The following is a 17,527-nucleotide window of genomic DNA, read 5'->3' as shown; positions in this document are numbered from 1 at the left end:
TTGGAGGAAACGTGAAGAAGTCAAAATACGACATTCGTGTTCCGTCATGGACTGAAGCGGTGATCTTTGCCGCGCTTTCCCTGTTGAGCTTCGTTGCTATTTTCTTGATCGTGCTCGTCGGCGATATCTTGGTGTTCTGGCAGGTCTATTCGGCGCCGTATGCCTTTCGGACCTTCTTGGTGGCCTGCACTGGTGTTCTGGGCGTGGTGGTGCTTATTGCCCTGGTTCACGTTGTGGGCAAGCGGGTATCGGCCTACGGGAAGCAGCTCATTACCTATGCCGATCTGCTGCGCGCTAGCCAGGAGCGTGGTCTGAAAATACAGAAAACTGTGTCCAATCACGGCACCCTCAAGGTACAGTTCGCTCCTGAAGAGGAGGTGGGTATGGCGAACGGCCTACATCTCGCTCTCGGCGACGATGAATCAAAGACGGTTCGCATTCTACGGATCCGCGGGATCGGTGATTACGCGGTGACCGTTCCAAAGAATGGAACGTCCGACCTTAGCTACCAGATTCTTTTCCTCGGGTCAGTCGAACGAGAGAAGGAATATGCTCCCCGAGATTTTCTGCCCCTGCTCGCTCCGCGGGAGCGACGAGAGGTTTCGGCGATATTCCGGAAGTACCTGAAGGAGCGGGTGGCGGACAGTTAGCTGGGAGTTCTGTGCCAGTGACGGCTTCTGCCCACCCGGGAAGAGCCGTTTTTTTTATTCAACGAATTTGTGGACAACTCTCGACACCAGAAAAGAGCCATGTTATTGTAACCGTACAAAATACGAACATACCCCTAGAGCCCCGGCTCTTGGGGCCTTTGTCTATTCATATGAAGTTCGATCTTAAATCTGAGTACAAACCAGCCGGAGATCAGCCAAAGGCGATTGAGTTGTTGACCGACGGACTCAATAAAGGTCTGGATAGACAGACTCTTCTTGGAGTTACGGGTTCCGGCAAAACGTTCACCATGGCGAACGTGATTCAGAATGTTCAGCGCCCTACGCTCGTCATTGCCCATAACAAGACGTTGGCCGCGCAGTTGTGTCAGGAGTTTAGAGAGTTTTTTCCAAACAACGCTGTTGAGTATTTTGTTTCGTATTACGATTACTACCAGCCAGAGGCGTACATGCCGCGGACGGATACCTACATTGAAAAAGAAGCGACGATTAACGAGGAGATTGATCGTCTACGGCACGCAGCTACCTCGGCGCTCTTGACCCGACGCGATGTAATCATCGTCGCTTCGGTGTCCTGCATTTATGGTTTAGGTTCGCCGGAAGCATATGAGAAAGAAGTATTGCATTTGATCGAGGGTGACATAGTTGAGCGCGACGAGATGATGCGCAAGCTGATTGATATGCAGTTCACACGCACTAACACTGACCTCACGCGAGGCCATTTCCGTGCGCGCGGCGATGTGGTGGAAATCATGCCGGTGAACGAGGAAATCTTGTTCAGAATAGTTTTCGACGGTTCTAAGATTGCGGAAATTTTTAGATTAAATCACATTACGCGAGAGATCGACGAGAAGCTGAAAGACACTTGGATTTTTCCCGCCAAACACTTCATGGCTTCACTCGATGAGCGAGAGCGAGCGTACCGGGCCATCGAGCATGAACTCGCCGAACGCCTGAAAGAACTCGACGCTGAAGGAAAAGTACTTGAGTATGAGCGTTTGTCGCGCCGGACAAAGTATGATTTGGAGATGATCAAAAATATTGGATACTGTAACGGCATTGAAAACTATTCGCGTCACTTTGACGGTCGCACTGTGGGCGAACCGCCGTCGAGTCTAATCTCGTACTTCCCGAAAGACTTTCTGACCATCATTGATGAATCCCACGTCACGCTGCCGCAGATTGGCGGCATGTTCGCCGGTGACCAAGCGCGTAAACAAACGCTCGTCGATCACGGCTTCCGCTTGCCGAGCGCTAAGGACAACCGCCCACTGAAGTTTGATGAATTTATTGAGCGCACGGGACAGACCCTTTATGTGTCCGCCACGCCTGGCCCGTACGAACGCGAGACGTCAAACGCCATTGTCGAACAGATCATTCGTCCTACTGGACTCGTTGATCCGCAGACCATTATTTTGCCGGTAACCGCCACTGACGACTATCCCGGACAGGTGAAAGACATCATGGCGCGCATCAAAGTGCGAGTCGCGGAGGGTGAACGAGCGTTGATTACGACGTTAACCAAAAAGATGGCCGAGGACCTGGCGGGTTATTTGAAGGAGGATGGCATGAACGTCGCCTATCTCCACTCCGACATCGAAACACTCGAACGCATCACCATTTTGTCGGACTTGCGTAAAGGCGTGTATGACGTGTTGGTTGGCGTGAACTTGTTGCGTGAAGGACTCGACCTGCCGGAGGTGTCGCTGATCGGTATTCTCGACGCGGACAAAGAAGGGTTCCTGCGTAGCGAAACGTCGCTCATTCAAACAATCGGTCGTGCGGCTCGTAACGTGAACGGACTTGTCCTGCTCTATGCCGATCACATGACCGGCTCACTCAATCGAGCACTCGCTGAAACAGATAGACGTCGAAAGATTCAGCTCAAGTACAACGCTGACCACGGCATTACGCCGAAGAGCATCGAGAAAAAAATCGGCGATATCAGAAAGATGCTCGGCGCGGATGGAATCGATGAAGAAAAGGTGAAGAAGATTCTGAAGATTGAAATGACGGCTAGCCCAGAAGAACTCGAAGAAGCTATCCGGGACAAGAAAGATGACATGAAACGGGCGGCCGAGAATTTGCTCTTTGAAACAGCTGCGTTGTTACGTGACGAACTAGTCGAGTTAGAAAAAGAATTAGCTGCTAAAAAAAGTACGAGCCCCCGCGGTAAGAACCGGGGAGCTCGGAAGAAGGTCACGCCGTGAGGCTTTCCGGAAGTTCGCTGAGGGTAGATTCCAGATTGGCCTGTTCGTCGTGCAGATATTTAGCGTAGAAGATACGCAGCTGGCGGACGCACGCACCGCGCAGACTACCCATGCCTGGTTCTTCTGACTTGACGCAGATGGTCATGAGTTCGTCAAACTCCTCTTGGTGCCGCGGCTTCTTGATCGCGTTTCTGTGCGGCTTGAGCTGCTCCCACCACGGCCCGTAGGACTTGTGTGCCGGCGCCTCTGCCCGGCCCACAAAGTCGCCACCCGGGTCGGCCGTCTCGGTCACGGTCGAGAGATCTCGCGGGAGTGAGTCCTCGGGTTCTGTAATCGGTTCACCGTAGACGCTTGTTAGTCCTCCGCCGCCCATGTTGCCTCCTAAGTATGTGTGCGTCTCTATTCTATATGCAAGACAAGATAAAAATCAAAGGTGCCCGGGAACATAACCTGAAAAATATCTCGCTTGAGATCCCCAGAAACAAGCTCGTATGTTTTACGGGCCTTTCTGGTTCGGGCAAATCCAGCCTGGCTTTTGACACCATTTTTGCTGAAGGTCAGCGCCGGTATGTGGAATCTCTCTCGGCGTATGCTCGCCAGTTTTTGGGCGGCATGCAGAAGCCAGATGTAGATGAAATCGAGGGTCTCTCGCCCGCGATTTCCATTGACCAGAAAGCGCACTCACGGAATCCTCGGAGTACGATCGCCACCATTACCGAGATTTACGACTACCTGCGTGTCTTGTACGCCCGCGTCGGCGAACCACACTGTGTTAAGTGTGGTCGTAAGATCGAAAAACTGACGATCGACGAAATGGTCGACATCGTTCTGAAGGATCTAATGGTCGCTTCTCCCTCTCCCCGTAGGGGAGAGGGTAGGGGTGAGGGCAAATACGACCGCGAGGTCGTCATTCTTGCCCCAGTCGTCCGCGGTCGCAAGGGCGAGTACTACCAGTTGCTCTACGATCTTTATAATTCTGGTTTTGCGAAAGTTAGAATCGACGGCAAGATGCACCGCTTGAGCGAGAAGATCGAACTCTCGCGGTATCAGCAACATACAATCGAAGTCGTGATCGACACTATTCCGGCGAGCGCACTTCCTGACGCACGCCAGCGTTTGAGCGATGCACTCGAGCAGGCTGTTGATCGCGGTCAGAGCCTAGTTCAGGTGCTTACACCGAACGGAGATCGATTGCTTTCAAGTAAATTCAGCTGTCCTGATGACGGTTTCTCATTCCCCGAGATCGAACCTCGTTTGTTTTCGTTCAACTCGCCGTATGGCGCGTGTCCGGCGTGTTCAGGCTTGGGAACCGTCGAGTTATTCTCCGACGAGCCGTGTCTGACCTGTCACGGCAAACGTCTGCGCGAAGAAGCGTTGCACGTTTACGTTGGCGGTAAATCGATCGTCGACGTGACGAATCTTTCAGTTGACGGAGCCATCCAATTCTTCCTCGAATTGAAACTGACCGAGCGTGAGCAAGTAATTGCGGCGACCATTTTGAAGGAAATCGAAAACCGCATGAGCTTCATGTTAGATGTCGGCCTCCATTATCTGACGCTCAACCGTACGGCCGGCACATTGTCCGGTGGCGAAGCACAGCGTATTCGTCTTGCATCGCAGATTGGATCGAAATTGGTCGGCGCGATGTATGTGCTCGACGAGCCAACCATCGGCCTGCATCAAAGAGATAACGAGCGTCTAATTAAGACACTTGAAAACTTGCGTGATATCGGAAATACCGTGCTCGTCGTTGAACATGACGAGGACACTATTCGTGCCTGTGACTTCATGGTCGAGATTGGTCCCGGAGCCGGCGTTCATGGGGGAGAGGTGGTCGCTATTGGTACCACGCCCGAGATTTTCAAAGACAAGAAATCAAGAACGGCGGGGTATCTGCGTGGCGACTTGAAGATTCCTGTTCCCGCAGAACGACGAACGAAAGAACACGGCGTAATTAAGGTTCGTGGAGCCGTCGAAAATAACTTGAAGAATGTAGATGTTGATTTCCCGTTGCGTAAATTTGTGTGCGTCACCGGCGTTTCGGGTTCGGGCAAATCGACCTTGGCGCATGACGTGATGTATCAAACTATTAATCACAAATTAAACGGCGGAAAAGATAAGGGCGGGAAAGCGACGGCCGTGCTAGGCGTGGAATATATCGACAAGGCTATTTTGATCGACCAAGGCGCCATTGGCCGTACGCCTCGTTCGAACCCTGCGACGTACACGGGGGCGTGGGGACCGATTCGCGATTTGTTTGCGTCGACTGAGGAGGCAAGATTCCGCGGTTACAAGCCCGGTCGCTTTAGCTTCAACGTACCCGGCGGTCGTTGCGAGCATTGCGAAGGACATGGGTTAATCGAAATTGAAATGCACTTCCTGCCGACTGTCTATGTGACCTGTGAAGTGTGTAAGGGCAAGCGCTTTAACCGTGAAACGCTCGAAGTAACTTTCAAGGATAAAAACATCTCGGACGTGCTAGAAATGACGGTCGAAGAGGGGGCGAAGTTCTTTAAGGATATTCCGGATGTCGACACGAAGCTAAAAGCCTTGAACGAGGTCGGCTTGAGCTATATTAAAATCGGCCAGAGTGCGACTACTTTATCCGGTGGCGAAGCTCAGCGCGTAAAACTTGCCTCCGAACTCGCCCGCAGACAAACCGGGAAGACGCTTTACCTCCTCGATGAACCGACGACGGGTTTACACTTCGACGATGTGAAGCAGTTGCTCGAAGTACTCCATCGTTTAGTCGATAAGGGGAATACGATGGTCGTTATCGAACATAACCTCGACGTGATTAAAACTGCTGACTGGCTGATTGACATGGGTCCTGAAGGAGGTGACCTTGGTGGGACAGTCGTGGCTGTTGGTACGCCGGAAGACATCGCCCGCAAGCCAAAAAGTTTCACCGGTCAGTATCTGAAGAAATACTTGAAGTAAAAAAAAAACACCCGGAACCACGTTGGTTCCGGGGTGGAGGTTTTGGGGGAATTGCAAGAAACATTCCGTGAAACGTGAACCGGTAATACTAGTGAATAATGATGAACATATCAAATGACAAAAGGCACCAAAAACACATCTTTTTAATGACAAAAAACTGGAGAAATAGCATGCGGAGAGTCATGAGGAGGGCGAAAAGAGTCCTGAACACAAGAACTAACCAGCGCTCGCAGATAGGAAATTTGAGATATCAGTAACGAGCGACGGCATGAGCATGGCAGTCATTCCGAGTACGCAGAAGGAAGAGATGAGACACCAGAAACACATCTTTTTGATGATAAAGAATTGCACGTAGAGGAGCCGGATGGTCATGACCGTCGCAAGAAAGGTTCCGACGTGTATGGCTACGAATGTTCCTATGAGCAGCGTCAGCGTTGTGATACCTAGGGCGAACGTTTCGTCTGATCCGTATATGAGTGTCGCGAGAACGACGACCGGGGTCAGGAGAACGGCTATGAAATAGGCGAGCCCGATGACATCATTGTGTATTCCAAAAGTCTTGGTGTATTTGCTATTGAGGACCATCGCACAATCCCCTCTGAGGGGACATATAGGCGCCTTTCCCTTTCTTCGTTTGATGATGAGGTATGTAGTGTTGATGACACCAATAAAAGCCAAGAGTAGAAAGAAGATATTTCCCATATTGCCCACATGATAGCAGAACTGCTATAAAAGAAGACATGATTCCCGAGTACGTCAAAATCCTTCACGGCGAGCTTCCGGATTCCCCGGGAGTGTATTTTCATTATGACGAAGGGGGAAAACTGCTTTACGTGGGGAAAGCAACCAGCTTGAAGAAGCGTGTTGGTTCGTATTTTACGAAGGCCCATGACGCCCGGATCGGCGAGCTCGTGAGCAAAATTCGACGGATCGATTACATCCAGACGCCGACGGTGATCGAGGCTCTCGTGCTCGAAGCGAACCAGATTAAAGCGAACGAGCCACCGTACAACGTGATGTTGCTCGATGACAAAAGTTTTCTGTACTTGTGTTTGACTAACGACGAGTTTCCTCGGCCAGTCTTGATGAGAGGCTTCGATCTCGAGCGTCTTGGCATTAAGCCGTTTGAGCGGAAATTGTCAGCCCTCGCCAAGAGAAAGTTTATTGCTGTGTACGGACCGTATGTGAGCGGTCGGTCATTGCGCACCGCGCTTAATCTCATTCGCCGAGCGCTGCCGTGGTCGACGTGTGAACCACCGGTCGCGTCGGAAGGCGGGGTTACTAACCCCGCCTTGCCACGGCCGTGTTTCGATGCACAAATCGGAAAGTGTCCCGGCGTATGTACGGGCGCGATCAATAAAACGGCGTACAGAAAAATTATCAAGAATTTCCAGTTATTTTTTGAGGGCAAGAAAGATCGAATAGTGAAGTCGATGCGAAAGGAGATGGAGGTTGCGGCGAAGCAGGGCGAGTTTGAGGTCGCTGCAAAATTGCGTGATGAATTGTTTGCGCTCGAGCACATTCAAGACGTCGCTCTAATCACTCGTGAAGATGAACCGTCGACGTTGCCATTGCGTGACATTGACACGGGTCACATTAATGCTCTCGGTAGAATTGAGGCGTATGACATTGCTCACATTTCTGGAACGTCGAACGTCGCGGCGATGACCGTGTTCGAGAATGGTAAGCCGGCGAAGGACGAATATCGAAAGTTCAGAATCAAGGGCTTCGAGGGCACTGACGATGTGCGAGCCATGGAAGAAGTTATTCGCCGCCGGTTCTCGCATGACGACTGGCCACGGGCCGACTTGCTGGTTATCGACGGGGGAGAGGGTCAGGTGAATCGAGTCCGCGAAGTGCTAGACGAGATGGAGATCAAAGTGCCGATTATTGGTATCGCCAAAGGCTTTGATCGTAAACAGGATCGTTTAGTTTTCGACCAATCAAACGCTGATCTGCGAAGAGTTGCCGAAGCCTTTAAGGAAACTCTTCAAAAAGTTCGCGACGAAGCGCATAGATTTGCAGGAAGTTATCATCGAGTGCTGCGGGCGCAACGTTCCGGCATTCCTAAAAAGCAAAACCCCCGCGCATAACGTGTGCGTGGGGGCTTAGACGGGGGAGCTTGCGCTCCCTTTTCTGTTACTCCGACAGGCAATCCGCGGGCAGGGCGAAGTCGGGACTGACGGTCTCGTCGCTCGTGGTCCAGGCCATTTGGAGGAAGTCCTCGCAGTCCTGGCCGGTGAGCGGATCTGACACTCCGGCAGCGGTCTTGTAGTCGTCGCACAGCGCCAGGTACTTGGCCTCGTGCAGATCGATCGCCGGCGGTACGCACGGAATCGGCGTAGGCGAAGCCTCACATCCGGTCATGGCCAGAATGGTCATGCCGATGAAGAGTGTGATGAACAGGATGCCGATGAATACACTCAGCACGATGGTGGTCGTTCTGGCGATCTCGGGTTCTTGCGGGGAGCGGTCCATGGACAAGGGGAACCTCGGGGCGCGGAGTTTTAGCTTTCTGGGATGGAAAGCGTCTATTTATATAGCATATTTCAGGAGTTTCGTAAAGGGGCGGACGCATGGGTCCGCCCTTACATCGGATCGTGGTAGGGGTTGATCCATGCGTCGACCCCTATTTGTTATCCCCAAGTGGGATGAAATGGCATTGAGTGGGCTAAAGTGGGATGGTATCATCCGAAGCAAGTACGAAGTGGGGTCGTGCGTTGGTTTGTTATAGGCCTCCCTTCGAGGAATTTCCCCCGTCATGAACATTTGAACACCTCTCGGCATCAAATGCTCGTGACGGAACACACACCGCTATGTTCATTGGCGAATACCACATCACCATCGACGACAAGGGACGCTTCAGCGTTCCGGTGAAGTTTCGCGGGGCCTTAGCGCAAGGAGCGGTGGTGACGCGAGGCCTCGACACTTCACTGTTTGTCTTGCCCTTGGAAGAGTGGGGAAAGCTGGCGGAAAAAATCGCTAGTTTGCCCCTGGGACAAGCCAACTCTAGAGCTTTTGCGCGCTTTATGCTCGCAGGCGCAATGGACGTCGAGTTAGATAGCCACGGACGCTTTGTAGTTCCCGAATATCTTCGGACATTCGCCGGACTAAAAAAGAACGCGGTCGTGGTCGGTATTCAGAATCGTTTGGAAATTTGGGACGAGGATGCGTGGAATGCATACGCAAAGAAGGCCGAAGCCGATTCCGGCGCCATTGCAGAGCAATTGGGAGGAATTTAATGCCCATTTTGCCCACTAGCCCGTTTTGCCCTTATGCACATTCCCGTTCTCGCGAAAGAGGTATTAGAAGGCTTGGCGCTACGGCCGGGCGAAACCGTCATTGACGGCACGCTTGGCGGAGGAGGGCACGCCGCACTCATGCTCGCAGCCACCGCACCAAGCGGCCGGCTCATCGGCTTTGATCGAGATGCAAGAAATCTCGAAATTGCTTGTGACGGCATGAAGGGTAGCTCTGACCGCGTGACCTATGTCCATGATTCTTTCGGGAACATGGTGGCGCACGTGGAAAAGGCAGATGCCATTCTGTTCGACCTCGGTTTCTCGTCCATGCACGTTGATGACGCCACGCGCGGGTTTTCCTTCATGAAGGACGGACCGCTTGATATGCGTTATGACGCGTCAAAGGGGGAGACGGCCGCGGACATTGTGAATGGTGCACCGCGCGAAGAGATTGCAGCGATGCTGCGGATCTATAGCGAGGAACCTTTCGCGAACCAGATAGCTAAGGCAATCACGGACAAACGGAAAGAGAAGAAGTTCGCGACCACGCTTGAACTCGCGGATTTTATCGCCAGCCTCTCAAAGGGGCGCGGTAAAATTCATCCGGCGACTCGAACTTTTCAAGCCTTGCGCATTGCGGTCAATGATGAACTTGGCGAGCTTGAGCGCGGACTTAAAGCCGCTGAACAGATACTGAATCCGGGGGGCAGAATTGCCATCATCACGTTCCACTCGCTGGAAGACCGAATGGTCAAAAACTTTTTCAAGGACAGCGCAGTCTTGAAGGGCACAACCAAAAAGCCGATCGAGGCCAGCGAGGAAGAGATACGAACTAATCCAAGATCGCGCAGTGCAAAATTGCGGATCGCGGTGCGTGCATAACCATATCGGAGGATATGTCAGAAGGAGGAAACAATTTTTTGGGCAGTGCCGCTAAGCAGAAGATGCTGCAGGCCCTTTTTGGCATAGTCGCCCTGGTTTTTGGACTGTTGTATGTTTTTCAAATGAACGAGGCGTCCATGAAAGCTTACACGATTCGCGATTTAGAAAATCAGCGCCAGTCGCTCGCCCATGATAGCGATCGGCTTTTAACAGAGATTGATCGTTTGCGTTCACTCGCCAGCATTTCTGATCGGCAAGCTTTTTTGGGCCTGGTTGAGCCAGTAGAAGTGAAGTACATGAAGATTTCTTCTAATGAAGTGGCTCTTGGGAGGTAGTATATTTTCGTGCTAAAATGGTTCGGTATGGATTCACCAAATCCCGGTGGCCGTCCGCGGCCAGCTGTCCTTTTTGTCCTTGATGGTTTTGGCGTTGCCCCGGATTCTGAAGGAAACGCCATCACTCGGGCCAAAAAACCGACATTTGACATGCTGACCAGCCGCTACCCGGTCATGACCTTGCGGGCTTCGAGCGAGGAGGTGGGACTTTCTTGGGGCGAGATGGGGAACTCGGAAGTGGGCCACTTGGCGATTGGTGCGGGCCGTGTGTATTACCAAACTTTACCGAGAATTAACAAGGCCGTGGTAGACGGTTCGTTTGCGTCTAACCCCGCACTCGCCAAAGCGATCTCCACAGTGAAATCAAGTGGTGGCACCCTGCATCTCCTCGGTCTTGTTTCGAGTGGTAAAGTCCACTCGTACGATGATCATTGTTACGCGCTTTTGCGCATGTGTAAGGAAGCAGGCATCAAAAAAGTTGCCGTACACGCTATTCTTGATGGTCGCGACACCCTTTATAACTCAGGAATTGATTTCATCCGCAATTTGGATGCCAAGATGAAGGAGTACGGAGTGGGCGAGATCGCCTCGCTTATGGGGCGATACTTTGCTATGGATCGTGACAACCGTTGGGATCGCGTAGAGAAGGCTTATAACACTATCGCCCTTGGCCAGTCCGATAAAACTTCTGAAGATCCTTTCGCTGCACTTCAAGACAGTTATTCAAAAGAGGTTTACGATGAAGAATTCCCGCCCACAGTAATTGTGAAAGGTAACAAACCGGTCGCGACCGTAAATATGGGTGATGCTGTGCTCTTCTTTAATTTTCGCCCAGATCGTTCACGTGAGCTAACGCGGGCCTTTGTGTTGCCGACTTTTGAAAAGTTTACGCGTGAGTACATCAAGGATCTTGTTTTTGTCACCATGACTGATTATGAAAAGGGATTGCCGGTAGACGTTGCCTTCCCGCCAATCGTCATCGAGAATTCACTGGCGGAGACTATTTCTAAGGCTGGACTCGTTCAACTTCACATTGCCGAAACAGAAAAATACGCGCACGTTACCTTCTTCATGAACGGTACGCGGGAGGAAGCCTTTCCTAACGAAGATCGCGCACTTATTCCATCGCCTCACGTGGCGAGTTATGACGCCGTGCCAGAAATGAGTGCCGTGGCCGTGACTGACCGAGTGATCGCGGAGATCGAGCGCGGAAACTATGACGTCATTATTGGTAACTTTGCTAACCCAGACATGGTGGGGCATACGGGTAACTTAGAGGCGACGATCAAGGCCGTTGAAGCTGTCGACGCGTGCGTTGGCCGGCTAGTGGAAACCATTTTGAAGCACGATGGCGTCTTATTGATCACGGCTGATCATGGCAACGCGGAAGAAGTGCTGAACCTCCAGACACACGCCATGGATAAAGAGCACAGCACAAATCCTGTTCCGTTCTTTATTATCGGCAATCAGTTTGAGGGCAAACAGTCAATTGCCGGTGACGTGCCTAATGGCGATCTCTCCCTTATGCCACCCGTTGGCATGCTCGCTGACGTTGCCCCAACCATGCTTGCCATTCTTGGAATACCGCAACCGCCTGACATGACCGGTACTCCCTTGCTATAGACTCGACGATCCCGCATCCATCCTGAGCGAGAGCGAAGGATCCGACTTTCACCGGTGAGGGTCGGACTCTTCGCATGGCTCAGAGTGGAGACAGAATATGCAACTATCAGATAAAATCCTAAAAGACGCCGTCTCTACACTCTCCGGGAAAGTTCCGCGCGCTCTTTTGGTTGGCGGGGCAGTTCGCGACCTGTTCCTCGGCGTGCCGACGAAAGATGCTGATGTTGAGGTCTACGGGATCGAACCGGACGCGCTCGAAAAGATTTTGCGAGAACTTTTTACGCAAGTTGATGTTGTCGGCGCCTCATTTGGTGTGTACAAAGTTTCGCTCGATGAGGGGAGGATGCTCGATGTGGCCATTCCTCGAACAGAGTCAAAAACAGGGAAGGGTCACAAAGGGTTCGAAGTGATCGGTGACCCGTCACTCTCCGTCGAGGCAGCCTTGCGTCGGCGCGACTTTACCATCAACGCGATTGCGATGGATGTGTCGACGAACGAAACGATCGACCCGTACAGCGGACGTGTTGACCTCGCGAATAAACTTTTGCGTGTCGTCGACGAGAAGACATTTGTTGAGGATCCTCTCCGTGTTTTTCGCGGCGTGCAGTTTGCGGCACGGTTCGGTCTCTCGGTCGAACCAAAGACCTTCGCGCTCATGAAGCAGATGGTGGAAGACGGGGCGCTCGGCGAACTCTCGAAGGAACGTGTCACTGATGAATGGAAAAAGCTGTTGCTCAAATCTCCAAAGCCTTCGATCGGTTTCACACTCATGCGCGACCTCGGCATCATTGAACGCTACTACCCGGAGTTGTTCGCGATGATTGGCACTCCCCAAGAGCCCGACTGGCACCCCGAGGGCGATGTTTGGATTCACACCTTGCTCGCCGTAGACGAATGCGCGCGGATCGTGCGGGGGAGGGTCGACGTAAAGGTTGACCCCGACGACACGATCGCGATGCTTGGGGCGGTGTGCCATGACATCGGCAAACCACTGGTTACCAAAACAATCGACGGTAAAATTCGCGCTCTGGGTCACGAAGAAGCTGGCGTTTCGCTGACTAAATCTTTCTTGCAGAAATTTACCTTTGGCGATGACGTTACCCATGACGTAGCCGCCATTGTTCGTGATCACCTGAAGCCGACCATGCTTTATCGTTCTTTTCAAAAAGGCGAACTCAATGAAAAACAATACGCCAACGCCGTGCGCCGGTTAATCAAGCGCTTGGGCGGTACCTCGCTCGAGGCCTTCCTAGCGGTGACCGAGTCTGACACTCGCGGACGGGGGACTGACGCAGCTAAAGTAGACTACACGCCCGGTTTGTACTTACGTGAAACGGTGAAAAAGTTTGACCTAGAATCCGCGGCTAAAATACCGCTTCTCACCGGCGCTGAACTGATGGCCGAATTCAATATGACCCCCGGTCCGAAGATTGGCGAGGTTATGAAGGCGGTAGAGTCAGCTCGCGACGAAGGCCAGCTCGAAACTCCAGACGACGCCCGCGTTTTTGTGCGGGAGTTCATGTATACTGAGAACAAATAATTTTTATCCTTATATGGACGAAATGTCTTCAATGCACCACAGAAGCCCTTGGATGCTCGTGAGCCTTATGCTAGTGGTTTTGGTTGTACTCGAGGCGGTAGCCCTCGGCTATATAGTGTCTAAGCCAGCAGCAACGCCTGCGCCGGCAAAGAACAGTATCGTAAAGACTGTTCCATCAACGACCACTTCGCCGATTGTAGCGTCAGACACTCCGCCAAATATCGATACCTTGACCGGCGATGAATCTCGCGGTCTGCACTCATATATTCGAATCACGCCACAGGGAACTGAATACACCAGCGATGTGTACAGTTTTTCTCTTGTGCTCCCCACATCTTGGGGAATGATCCATGAAAAGGAGGACTACTCTCCTGAGGTCACACAGATGACGTACCAGGCAACTCTTACGGCTGAGAACGATCCTGCTCGATACATCACTATTCAGGTGGTTGCCGACGCCTACGCGAAGGATCCGATGATTATTGATTACCCGAATACGTTCATTACCTCAAAGAATGGCTTCAGTTATTACTACGTCGGTGGCGGAGATAACGCTGGCCGCGGAGGAATTGATGATCCAAAGCAGTTTGAGATGCTTGCAGAAACGAGCGCAATTATAAAAACATTCAAGGCGAAATAGCATCATGTCCAGGGAAGAGGAAATTACTCTCGCATTAAAAACGCTCCGTCGCCAATATCCTGGCGGCGGGGCGTTTAAGGTTGCGCTCATGTATACTGAGAACAAGTAATTCTTCTTCTTCTTCTTCTATATGGCCGAAATGCCAATGGCCACAGGCCACAAGAACGGAACCCACGCCATCATTATCATGATGTTGGTCGCGCTCATGGTTGTTGAAACCGCTACGCTCGGCTATGCCATGGTGAAACTTGGCGCACCGGCAATCCCCGGGAAGACGGCGATTCCCTATGGGGATGATGGTCTGACAGGCAAGGGTGCAGTTCCACCATTGTTGTTTGTAGAGAAAACATATCCTGATGCTCCGTTTGGAAATAAGCTCTATCAGCTTGATAGGACAACGGGTGAGAAGAAGCTAATTCTCGACCGCGGAGACAGCTTTGTTGAGCTCGTTGCTGTTCCGCAGATCGGATACGACGGGCGAGTATTCGTCAATTTACTTGGCGAAGGAAGTGATTTTAATCCAGTGAAGGTATACACAATTGATCTCACAAAGAGTGATGTTATACCCCAGGAAGTTATTGCCTTCGCACCAGGCATGCATCTTGCTTCTTCTCAAGTCAGAGTATCTCCAGATCAAACTAAGATCGCTTTCATCCCGTTTGATGATTCGCGTTCTACGGGCGATACACCAGCTCCAGACCTCTATATTTTCGATTTGTTAACTGGTACGACGGACAGTATTGGTAGGCTTTCCGAAATGAATACGCCGTTCACCACGCAAGGCTTCACGTTTATTCAGGAAGGGGATTCTAATTCTCCGGGAGGCCTTGGCCCTGTCGCATTCGAGTGGAAGGACAATGCGTGCGTTATCGCTCGAATCTGGTACACGCCGTCTTATATTGGGGGTGAAACAACAAACGGGACGTTTTGCACGACTAATCAGTAAAGACCACAGGGAAACTTTCTAATCGCTCAAAACGCTCCGTCGCCAATACCCTGGCGGCGGGGCTCGCCCGTAGGGACTGATAGATGTACTTAGGGCTACGCCCGAGGGCTTTTGAAAAGAGGGAAGAAATGATATTCTGCTGACATGGATTTCAACTTAGACAAACCGCTCAGCACACGGATTGAAGCTTGGGGCAAGCCACACTATAAATTGTGGTATTTCTTTGCCGTCCAGCTGATTAATGTTTATGTAATAGCGTGGGTGGCGCTTGGCTTACTTGGCTGGTTAGCTTGGTGGGTGTTGCCGCTGATCGCTTTTTCGTCTTGGATTTTGACCATCAGCACGCAAGCGATTGTGGGACGCGCGCGGCCCAAGTTTGAGGAGAAGACCGGCTACAAAATGTGGTGGCGCACGTACTCCCTCCCGAGCGGGCATGCGACCATTTCTGCAGCAGTCGCGACCGTCATTTTGCTCCAAGTACATTTTCCAAATCCCTTGATCCTCGTTTCTCTCGCTATTTTGTTTGTGATCGCCGAGATGTTGATTGGCCTGGGGCGTATTGTGGTCGGCGTGCACTACTTTGGCGATGTACTGGTTGGGTTTGTCCTGGGGATTGGGTTTGGGGTAATGTATTAATTGTTATAAGAATAAAGCGTAAAGATTAAAGTATTAAAGTTTCTGAGTGGCTTTAACACTTTATTCTTTAATACTTTACGTTTCGTTATGCCCATTCAAGCCATCTTACTTGCCGGCGGTCGAGGTACGCGTCTCGCCCCCCTGACCGACACCATGCCTAAGCCCTTGGTGCCAATTTTGGGCAAGCCAATGATGACGTACGTCCTTGAACATTTGAAAGCTGCGGGCATTACGAACGTGGCGATCTCGACTGCCTATCTCGGCCACCTCATTGAGGAAACCTACGGCGACGGTTCGTCCATGGGCCTGGAGCTGACATACCTGCGCGAGCCAGAAATGATGGGCACCGGCGGCTGGATGAAGTTAGTCGATAAATCTCAGCTCGACGAAAAGTTTATTGTAGCCAACGCGGATAATCTCTTTTGGATTGATGTTTCGGCTTTTTTAAAACGTCACGAGGAAACTGGGGCCACGGCGACTATTGCCGGTATTTCTATTCCGAGCGAGACGGCCAACAACTACGAGATTCTCGATACGAATACCGATAAGACTAAGCTCAATGCGTACGTTGATAGAAGCCTCGCCGAGCCGTTGCGTGCTGCGTCGCCCTCCGTGTTCGTTTCTTCTGGCTGGTATATTATGACGCCGGACGTGCTCGACATCGCGCCAGATGAGATGCCGCTTTCTCACGAAACACATGTTTGGCCAGCTTTGTCGAAATCCGGCCGCACACTCGGCTTCTATCACGGTACAGAACCTTGGTTTGATTCCGGGACGCACGAGAGACTCGCACGGGTTGAGGATTTTTTGAAAAATAGGGCATTGTAAACCTATGAATATTCTTCGTCTTCTTGTCCGTGCGCTTATTCTTGCTGCTGCGATCGGGCTGGTTTGCTTGGTAGTGGCCGTAAATCAAATCAACCACATTTTTTTTCAAACGCCAAAAGCGGGTACTCCGGCAATTTCCTTTACGGTTTCACCGGGCGGTTCCTTCTCGAATTACGCTACGTTGCTTAAAGAGCGTGGCATTATTGCGAATGCACTTTGGTTTCGCGTAGCGGCAGAGTTTGCCGGGCTGACTGATGACGTACAAACTGGTGTTTATTCATTTACCCCTGGCCAGAGCTACGCAGATATTTTAGCGCATCTGACTACGAGCGAGGTCACGGATATCTCAATCACGTTCCCCGAAGGCTTGACCCTCAAGCAGATGGGCGAGCTGGTACAGACTAAGTTCAAAATTTCTGCCGAGGATTGGTCAAAGGCCACGGGGCAATATTCGAAGTTCGAAACGCATCCATTCGTGGTGCGCGCCCAGAAGCCGGACGACGTTGATCTTGAAGGCTATCTTTTTCCTGATACATATCGGTTTTTTGCCGACGCAACCGCTGACGACGTAGTGCAGAAGCTGATCGACACCATGGAAGAAAAGGTGGATGGACTAGACGAACCCACTGGGGACGCTAAGGGTATGACCATGCACGAAATTTTGACTCTGGCTTCAATTGTTGAGCGCGAAGTGCGGAAGCCCTCAGAAATGAAAAACGTGGCGGATATTTTCTTGAAGCGCCTGTCTATCGGCATGGCTCTGCAGGCAGACTCCACAGTAAATTATGTGACCGGTGGCAAGGATCCGTCCATCTCATTAAACGAGCGTGACACCGTTTCGCCTTATAACACGTACAAGAATCCTGGCCTGCCTCCGGGCCCCATTAGCAATCCAGGGATGAATGCGCTGACAGCCGTTATTCATCCGGCGACTAACGGCTACCTGTATTTCTTGACTGATGATTTAGGGAATGTGTACTACGCCGAGACGTTTGAACAGCATATTCAAAATAAGGCGAAGTATCTCAGGTAGATTG

17 protein-coding genes are annotated in these 17,527 nt (G+C 51.5%); 14 read left to right on the top strand and 3 right to left on the bottom strand.

Annotated elements, in window-relative coordinates; genetic code table 11:
- Positions 1–11 precede the first annotated feature (11 nt).
- Positions 12–650: a hypothetical protein gene (locus WC813_02740; protein MFA5946919.1), complete on the top strand. Its 639-nt coding sequence runs from the start codon at positions 12–14 to the stop codon at positions 648–650.
- Between the two features lie 170 nt (positions 651–820).
- A complete protein-coding gene (gene uvrB, locus WC813_02735) occupies positions 821–2,878 on the top strand; it encodes an excinuclease ABC subunit UvrB (protein ID MFA5946918.1) in 2,058 nt (685 codons plus the stop codon).
- Here the strand turns inward: uvrB and WC813_02730 are convergent.
- Positions 2,868–3,251: a hypothetical protein gene (locus tag WC813_02730; protein MFA5946917.1), complete on the bottom strand. Its 384-nt coding sequence runs from the start codon at positions 3,249–3,251 to the stop codon at positions 2,868–2,870. The two genes, uvrB and WC813_02730, sit on opposite strands and share 11 nt — an antisense overlap.
- A gap of 35 nt (positions 3,252–3,286) precedes the next feature.
- Between WC813_02730 and uvrA the strand changes: the two genes are divergently transcribed.
- Entirely contained in the window at positions 3,287–5,818 is a 2,532-nt protein-coding gene (uvrA, locus tag WC813_02725; GenBank protein MFA5946916.1) for an excinuclease ABC subunit UvrA, read from the top strand.
- Between the two features lie 216 nt (positions 5,819–6,034).
- Here uvrA and WC813_02720 read toward each other — a convergent pair whose 3' ends face one another.
- On the bottom strand, positions 6,035–6,520 hold the full coding sequence (locus WC813_02720; GenBank protein ID MFA5946915.1) for a vitamin K epoxide reductase family protein: 486 nt from the start codon (positions 6,518–6,520) through the stop codon (positions 6,035–6,037).
- Between the two features lie 38 nt (positions 6,521–6,558).
- Between WC813_02720 and WC813_02715 the strand changes: the two genes are divergently transcribed.
- A complete protein-coding gene (locus WC813_02715) occupies positions 6,559–7,911 on the top strand; it encodes a UvrB/UvrC motif-containing protein (protein MFA5946914.1) in 1,353 nt (450 codons plus the stop codon).
- Positions 7,912–7,957: 46 nt separating this feature from the next.
- Here WC813_02715 and WC813_02710 read toward each other — a convergent pair whose 3' ends face one another.
- Entirely contained in the window at positions 7,958–8,296 is a 339-nt protein-coding gene (locus WC813_02710) for a hypothetical protein (GenBank protein ID MFA5946913.1), read from the bottom strand.
- A 338-nt stretch (positions 8,297–8,634) separates the two neighbouring features.
- Here WC813_02710 and mraZ point away from each other — a divergent pair, with 338 nt between their 5' ends.
- From mraZ to mltG, 10 genes are all read left to right on the top strand, one after another.
- On the top strand, positions 8,635–9,060 hold the full coding sequence (gene mraZ / locus WC813_02705; GenBank protein ID MFA5946912.1) for a division/cell wall cluster transcriptional repressor MraZ: 426 nt from the start codon (positions 8,635–8,637) through the stop codon (positions 9,058–9,060).
- A 33-nt stretch (positions 9,061–9,093) separates the two neighbouring features.
- Positions 9,094–9,942: a 16S rRNA (cytosine(1402)-N(4))-methyltransferase RsmH gene (gene rsmH, locus WC813_02700; GenBank protein MFA5946911.1), complete on the top strand. Its 849-nt coding sequence runs from the start codon at positions 9,094–9,096 to the stop codon at positions 9,940–9,942.
- A 14-nt stretch (positions 9,943–9,956) separates the two neighbouring features.
- On the top strand, positions 9,957–10,277 hold the full coding sequence (locus tag WC813_02695; protein MFA5946910.1) for a hypothetical protein: 321 nt from the start codon (positions 9,957–9,959) through the stop codon (positions 10,275–10,277).
- Between the two features lie 27 nt (positions 10,278–10,304).
- Entirely contained in the window at positions 10,305–11,900 is a 1,596-nt protein-coding gene (gpmI, locus tag WC813_02690; GenBank protein ID MFA5946909.1) for a 2,3-bisphosphoglycerate-independent phosphoglycerate mutase, read from the top strand.
- Positions 11,901–11,997: 97 nt separating this feature from the next.
- A complete protein-coding gene (locus WC813_02685; protein ID MFA5946908.1) occupies positions 11,998–13,440 on the top strand; it encodes an HD domain-containing protein in 1,443 nt (480 codons plus the stop codon).
- 67 nt (positions 13,441–13,507) lie between these two features.
- Positions 13,508–14,080, top strand: a complete 573-nt coding sequence (locus tag WC813_02680) for a hypothetical protein (protein ID MFA5946907.1) — start codon at positions 13,508–13,510, stop codon at positions 14,078–14,080.
- Positions 14,081–14,210: 130 nt separating this feature from the next.
- Positions 14,211–15,026 (top strand): hypothetical protein, encoded by an 816-nt coding sequence (locus tag WC813_02675; GenBank protein MFA5946906.1) that lies wholly within the window; start codon positions 14,211–14,213, stop codon positions 15,024–15,026.
- A 144-nt stretch (positions 15,027–15,170) separates the two neighbouring features.
- Positions 15,171–15,662: a phosphatase PAP2 family protein gene (locus WC813_02670; protein MFA5946905.1), complete on the top strand. Its 492-nt coding sequence runs from the start codon at positions 15,171–15,173 to the stop codon at positions 15,660–15,662.
- Positions 15,663–15,749: 87 nt separating this feature from the next.
- Entirely contained in the window at positions 15,750–16,490 is a 741-nt protein-coding gene (locus WC813_02665) for an NDP-sugar synthase (GenBank protein MFA5946904.1), read from the top strand.
- A 4-nt stretch (positions 16,491–16,494) separates the two neighbouring features.
- A complete protein-coding gene (gene mltG, locus WC813_02660; GenBank protein MFA5946903.1) occupies positions 16,495–17,523 on the top strand; it encodes an endolytic transglycosylase MltG in 1,029 nt (342 codons plus the stop codon).
- Positions 17,524–17,527 lie beyond the last annotated feature (4 nt).

The organism is Patescibacteria group bacterium (assembly GCA_041659765.1).
GTDB lineage: Bacteria > Patescibacteriota > Patescibacteriia > UBA9934 > UBA9934 > JAGORL01.
The sequence above is the reverse complement of the archived record's forward strand: the minus strand, read 5'-3'. Positions and strand labels throughout refer to the sequence as shown.

What these genes read in the sequence shown, in the direction of transcription:
- WC813_02720 (MFA5946915.1), bottom strand. Translation starts at nt 6,520, where the DNA reads ATGGGAAATATCTTCTTTCTACTCTTGGCTTTTATTGGTGTCATCAAC.
- rsmH (MFA5946911.1), top strand. Translation starts at nt 9,094, where the DNA reads ATGCACATTCCCGTTCTCGCGAAAGAGGTATTAGAAGGCTTGGCGCTA.
- WC813_02665 (MFA5946904.1), top strand. Translation starts at nt 15,750, where the DNA reads ATGCCCATTCAAGCCATCTTACTTGCCGGCGGTCGAGGTACGCGTCTC.
- WC813_02680 (MFA5946907.1), top strand. Translation starts at nt 13,508, where the DNA reads ATGCTAGTGGTTTTGGTTGTACTCGAGGCGGTAGCCCTCGGCTATATA.
- gpmI (MFA5946909.1), top strand. Translation starts at nt 10,305, where the DNA reads ATGGATTCACCAAATCCCGGTGGCCGTCCGCGGCCAGCTGTCCTTTTT.
- WC813_02715 (MFA5946914.1), top strand. Translation starts at nt 6,559, where the DNA reads ATGATTCCCGAGTACGTCAAAATCCTTCACGGCGAGCTTCCGGATTCC.
- WC813_02675 (MFA5946906.1), top strand. Translation starts at nt 14,211, where the DNA reads ATGGCCGAAATGCCAATGGCCACAGGCCACAAGAACGGAACCCACGCC.
- mltG (MFA5946903.1), top strand. Translation starts at nt 16,495, where the DNA reads ATGAATATTCTTCGTCTTCTTGTCCGTGCGCTTATTCTTGCTGCTGCG.
- WC813_02670 (MFA5946905.1), top strand. Translation starts at nt 15,171, where the DNA reads ATGGATTTCAACTTAGACAAACCGCTCAGCACACGGATTGAAGCTTGG.
- uvrB (MFA5946918.1), top strand. Translation starts at nt 821, where the DNA reads ATGAAGTTCGATCTTAAATCTGAGTACAAACCAGCCGGAGATCAGCCA.
- mraZ (MFA5946912.1), top strand. Translation starts at nt 8,635, where the DNA reads ATGTTCATTGGCGAATACCACATCACCATCGACGACAAGGGACGCTTC.
- uvrA (MFA5946916.1), top strand. Translation starts at nt 3,287, where the DNA reads ATGCAAGACAAGATAAAAATCAAAGGTGCCCGGGAACATAACCTGAAA.
- WC813_02685 (MFA5946908.1), top strand. Translation starts at nt 11,998, where the DNA reads ATGCAACTATCAGATAAAATCCTAAAAGACGCCGTCTCTACACTCTCC.
- WC813_02695 (MFA5946910.1), top strand. Translation starts at nt 9,957, where the DNA reads ATGTCAGAAGGAGGAAACAATTTTTTGGGCAGTGCCGCTAAGCAGAAG.
- WC813_02730 (MFA5946917.1), bottom strand. Translation starts at nt 3,251, where the DNA reads ATGGGCGGCGGAGGACTAACAAGCGTCTACGGTGAACCGATTACAGAA.
- WC813_02710 (MFA5946913.1), bottom strand. Translation starts at nt 8,296, where the DNA reads ATGGACCGCTCCCCGCAAGAACCCGAGATCGCCAGAACGACCACCATC.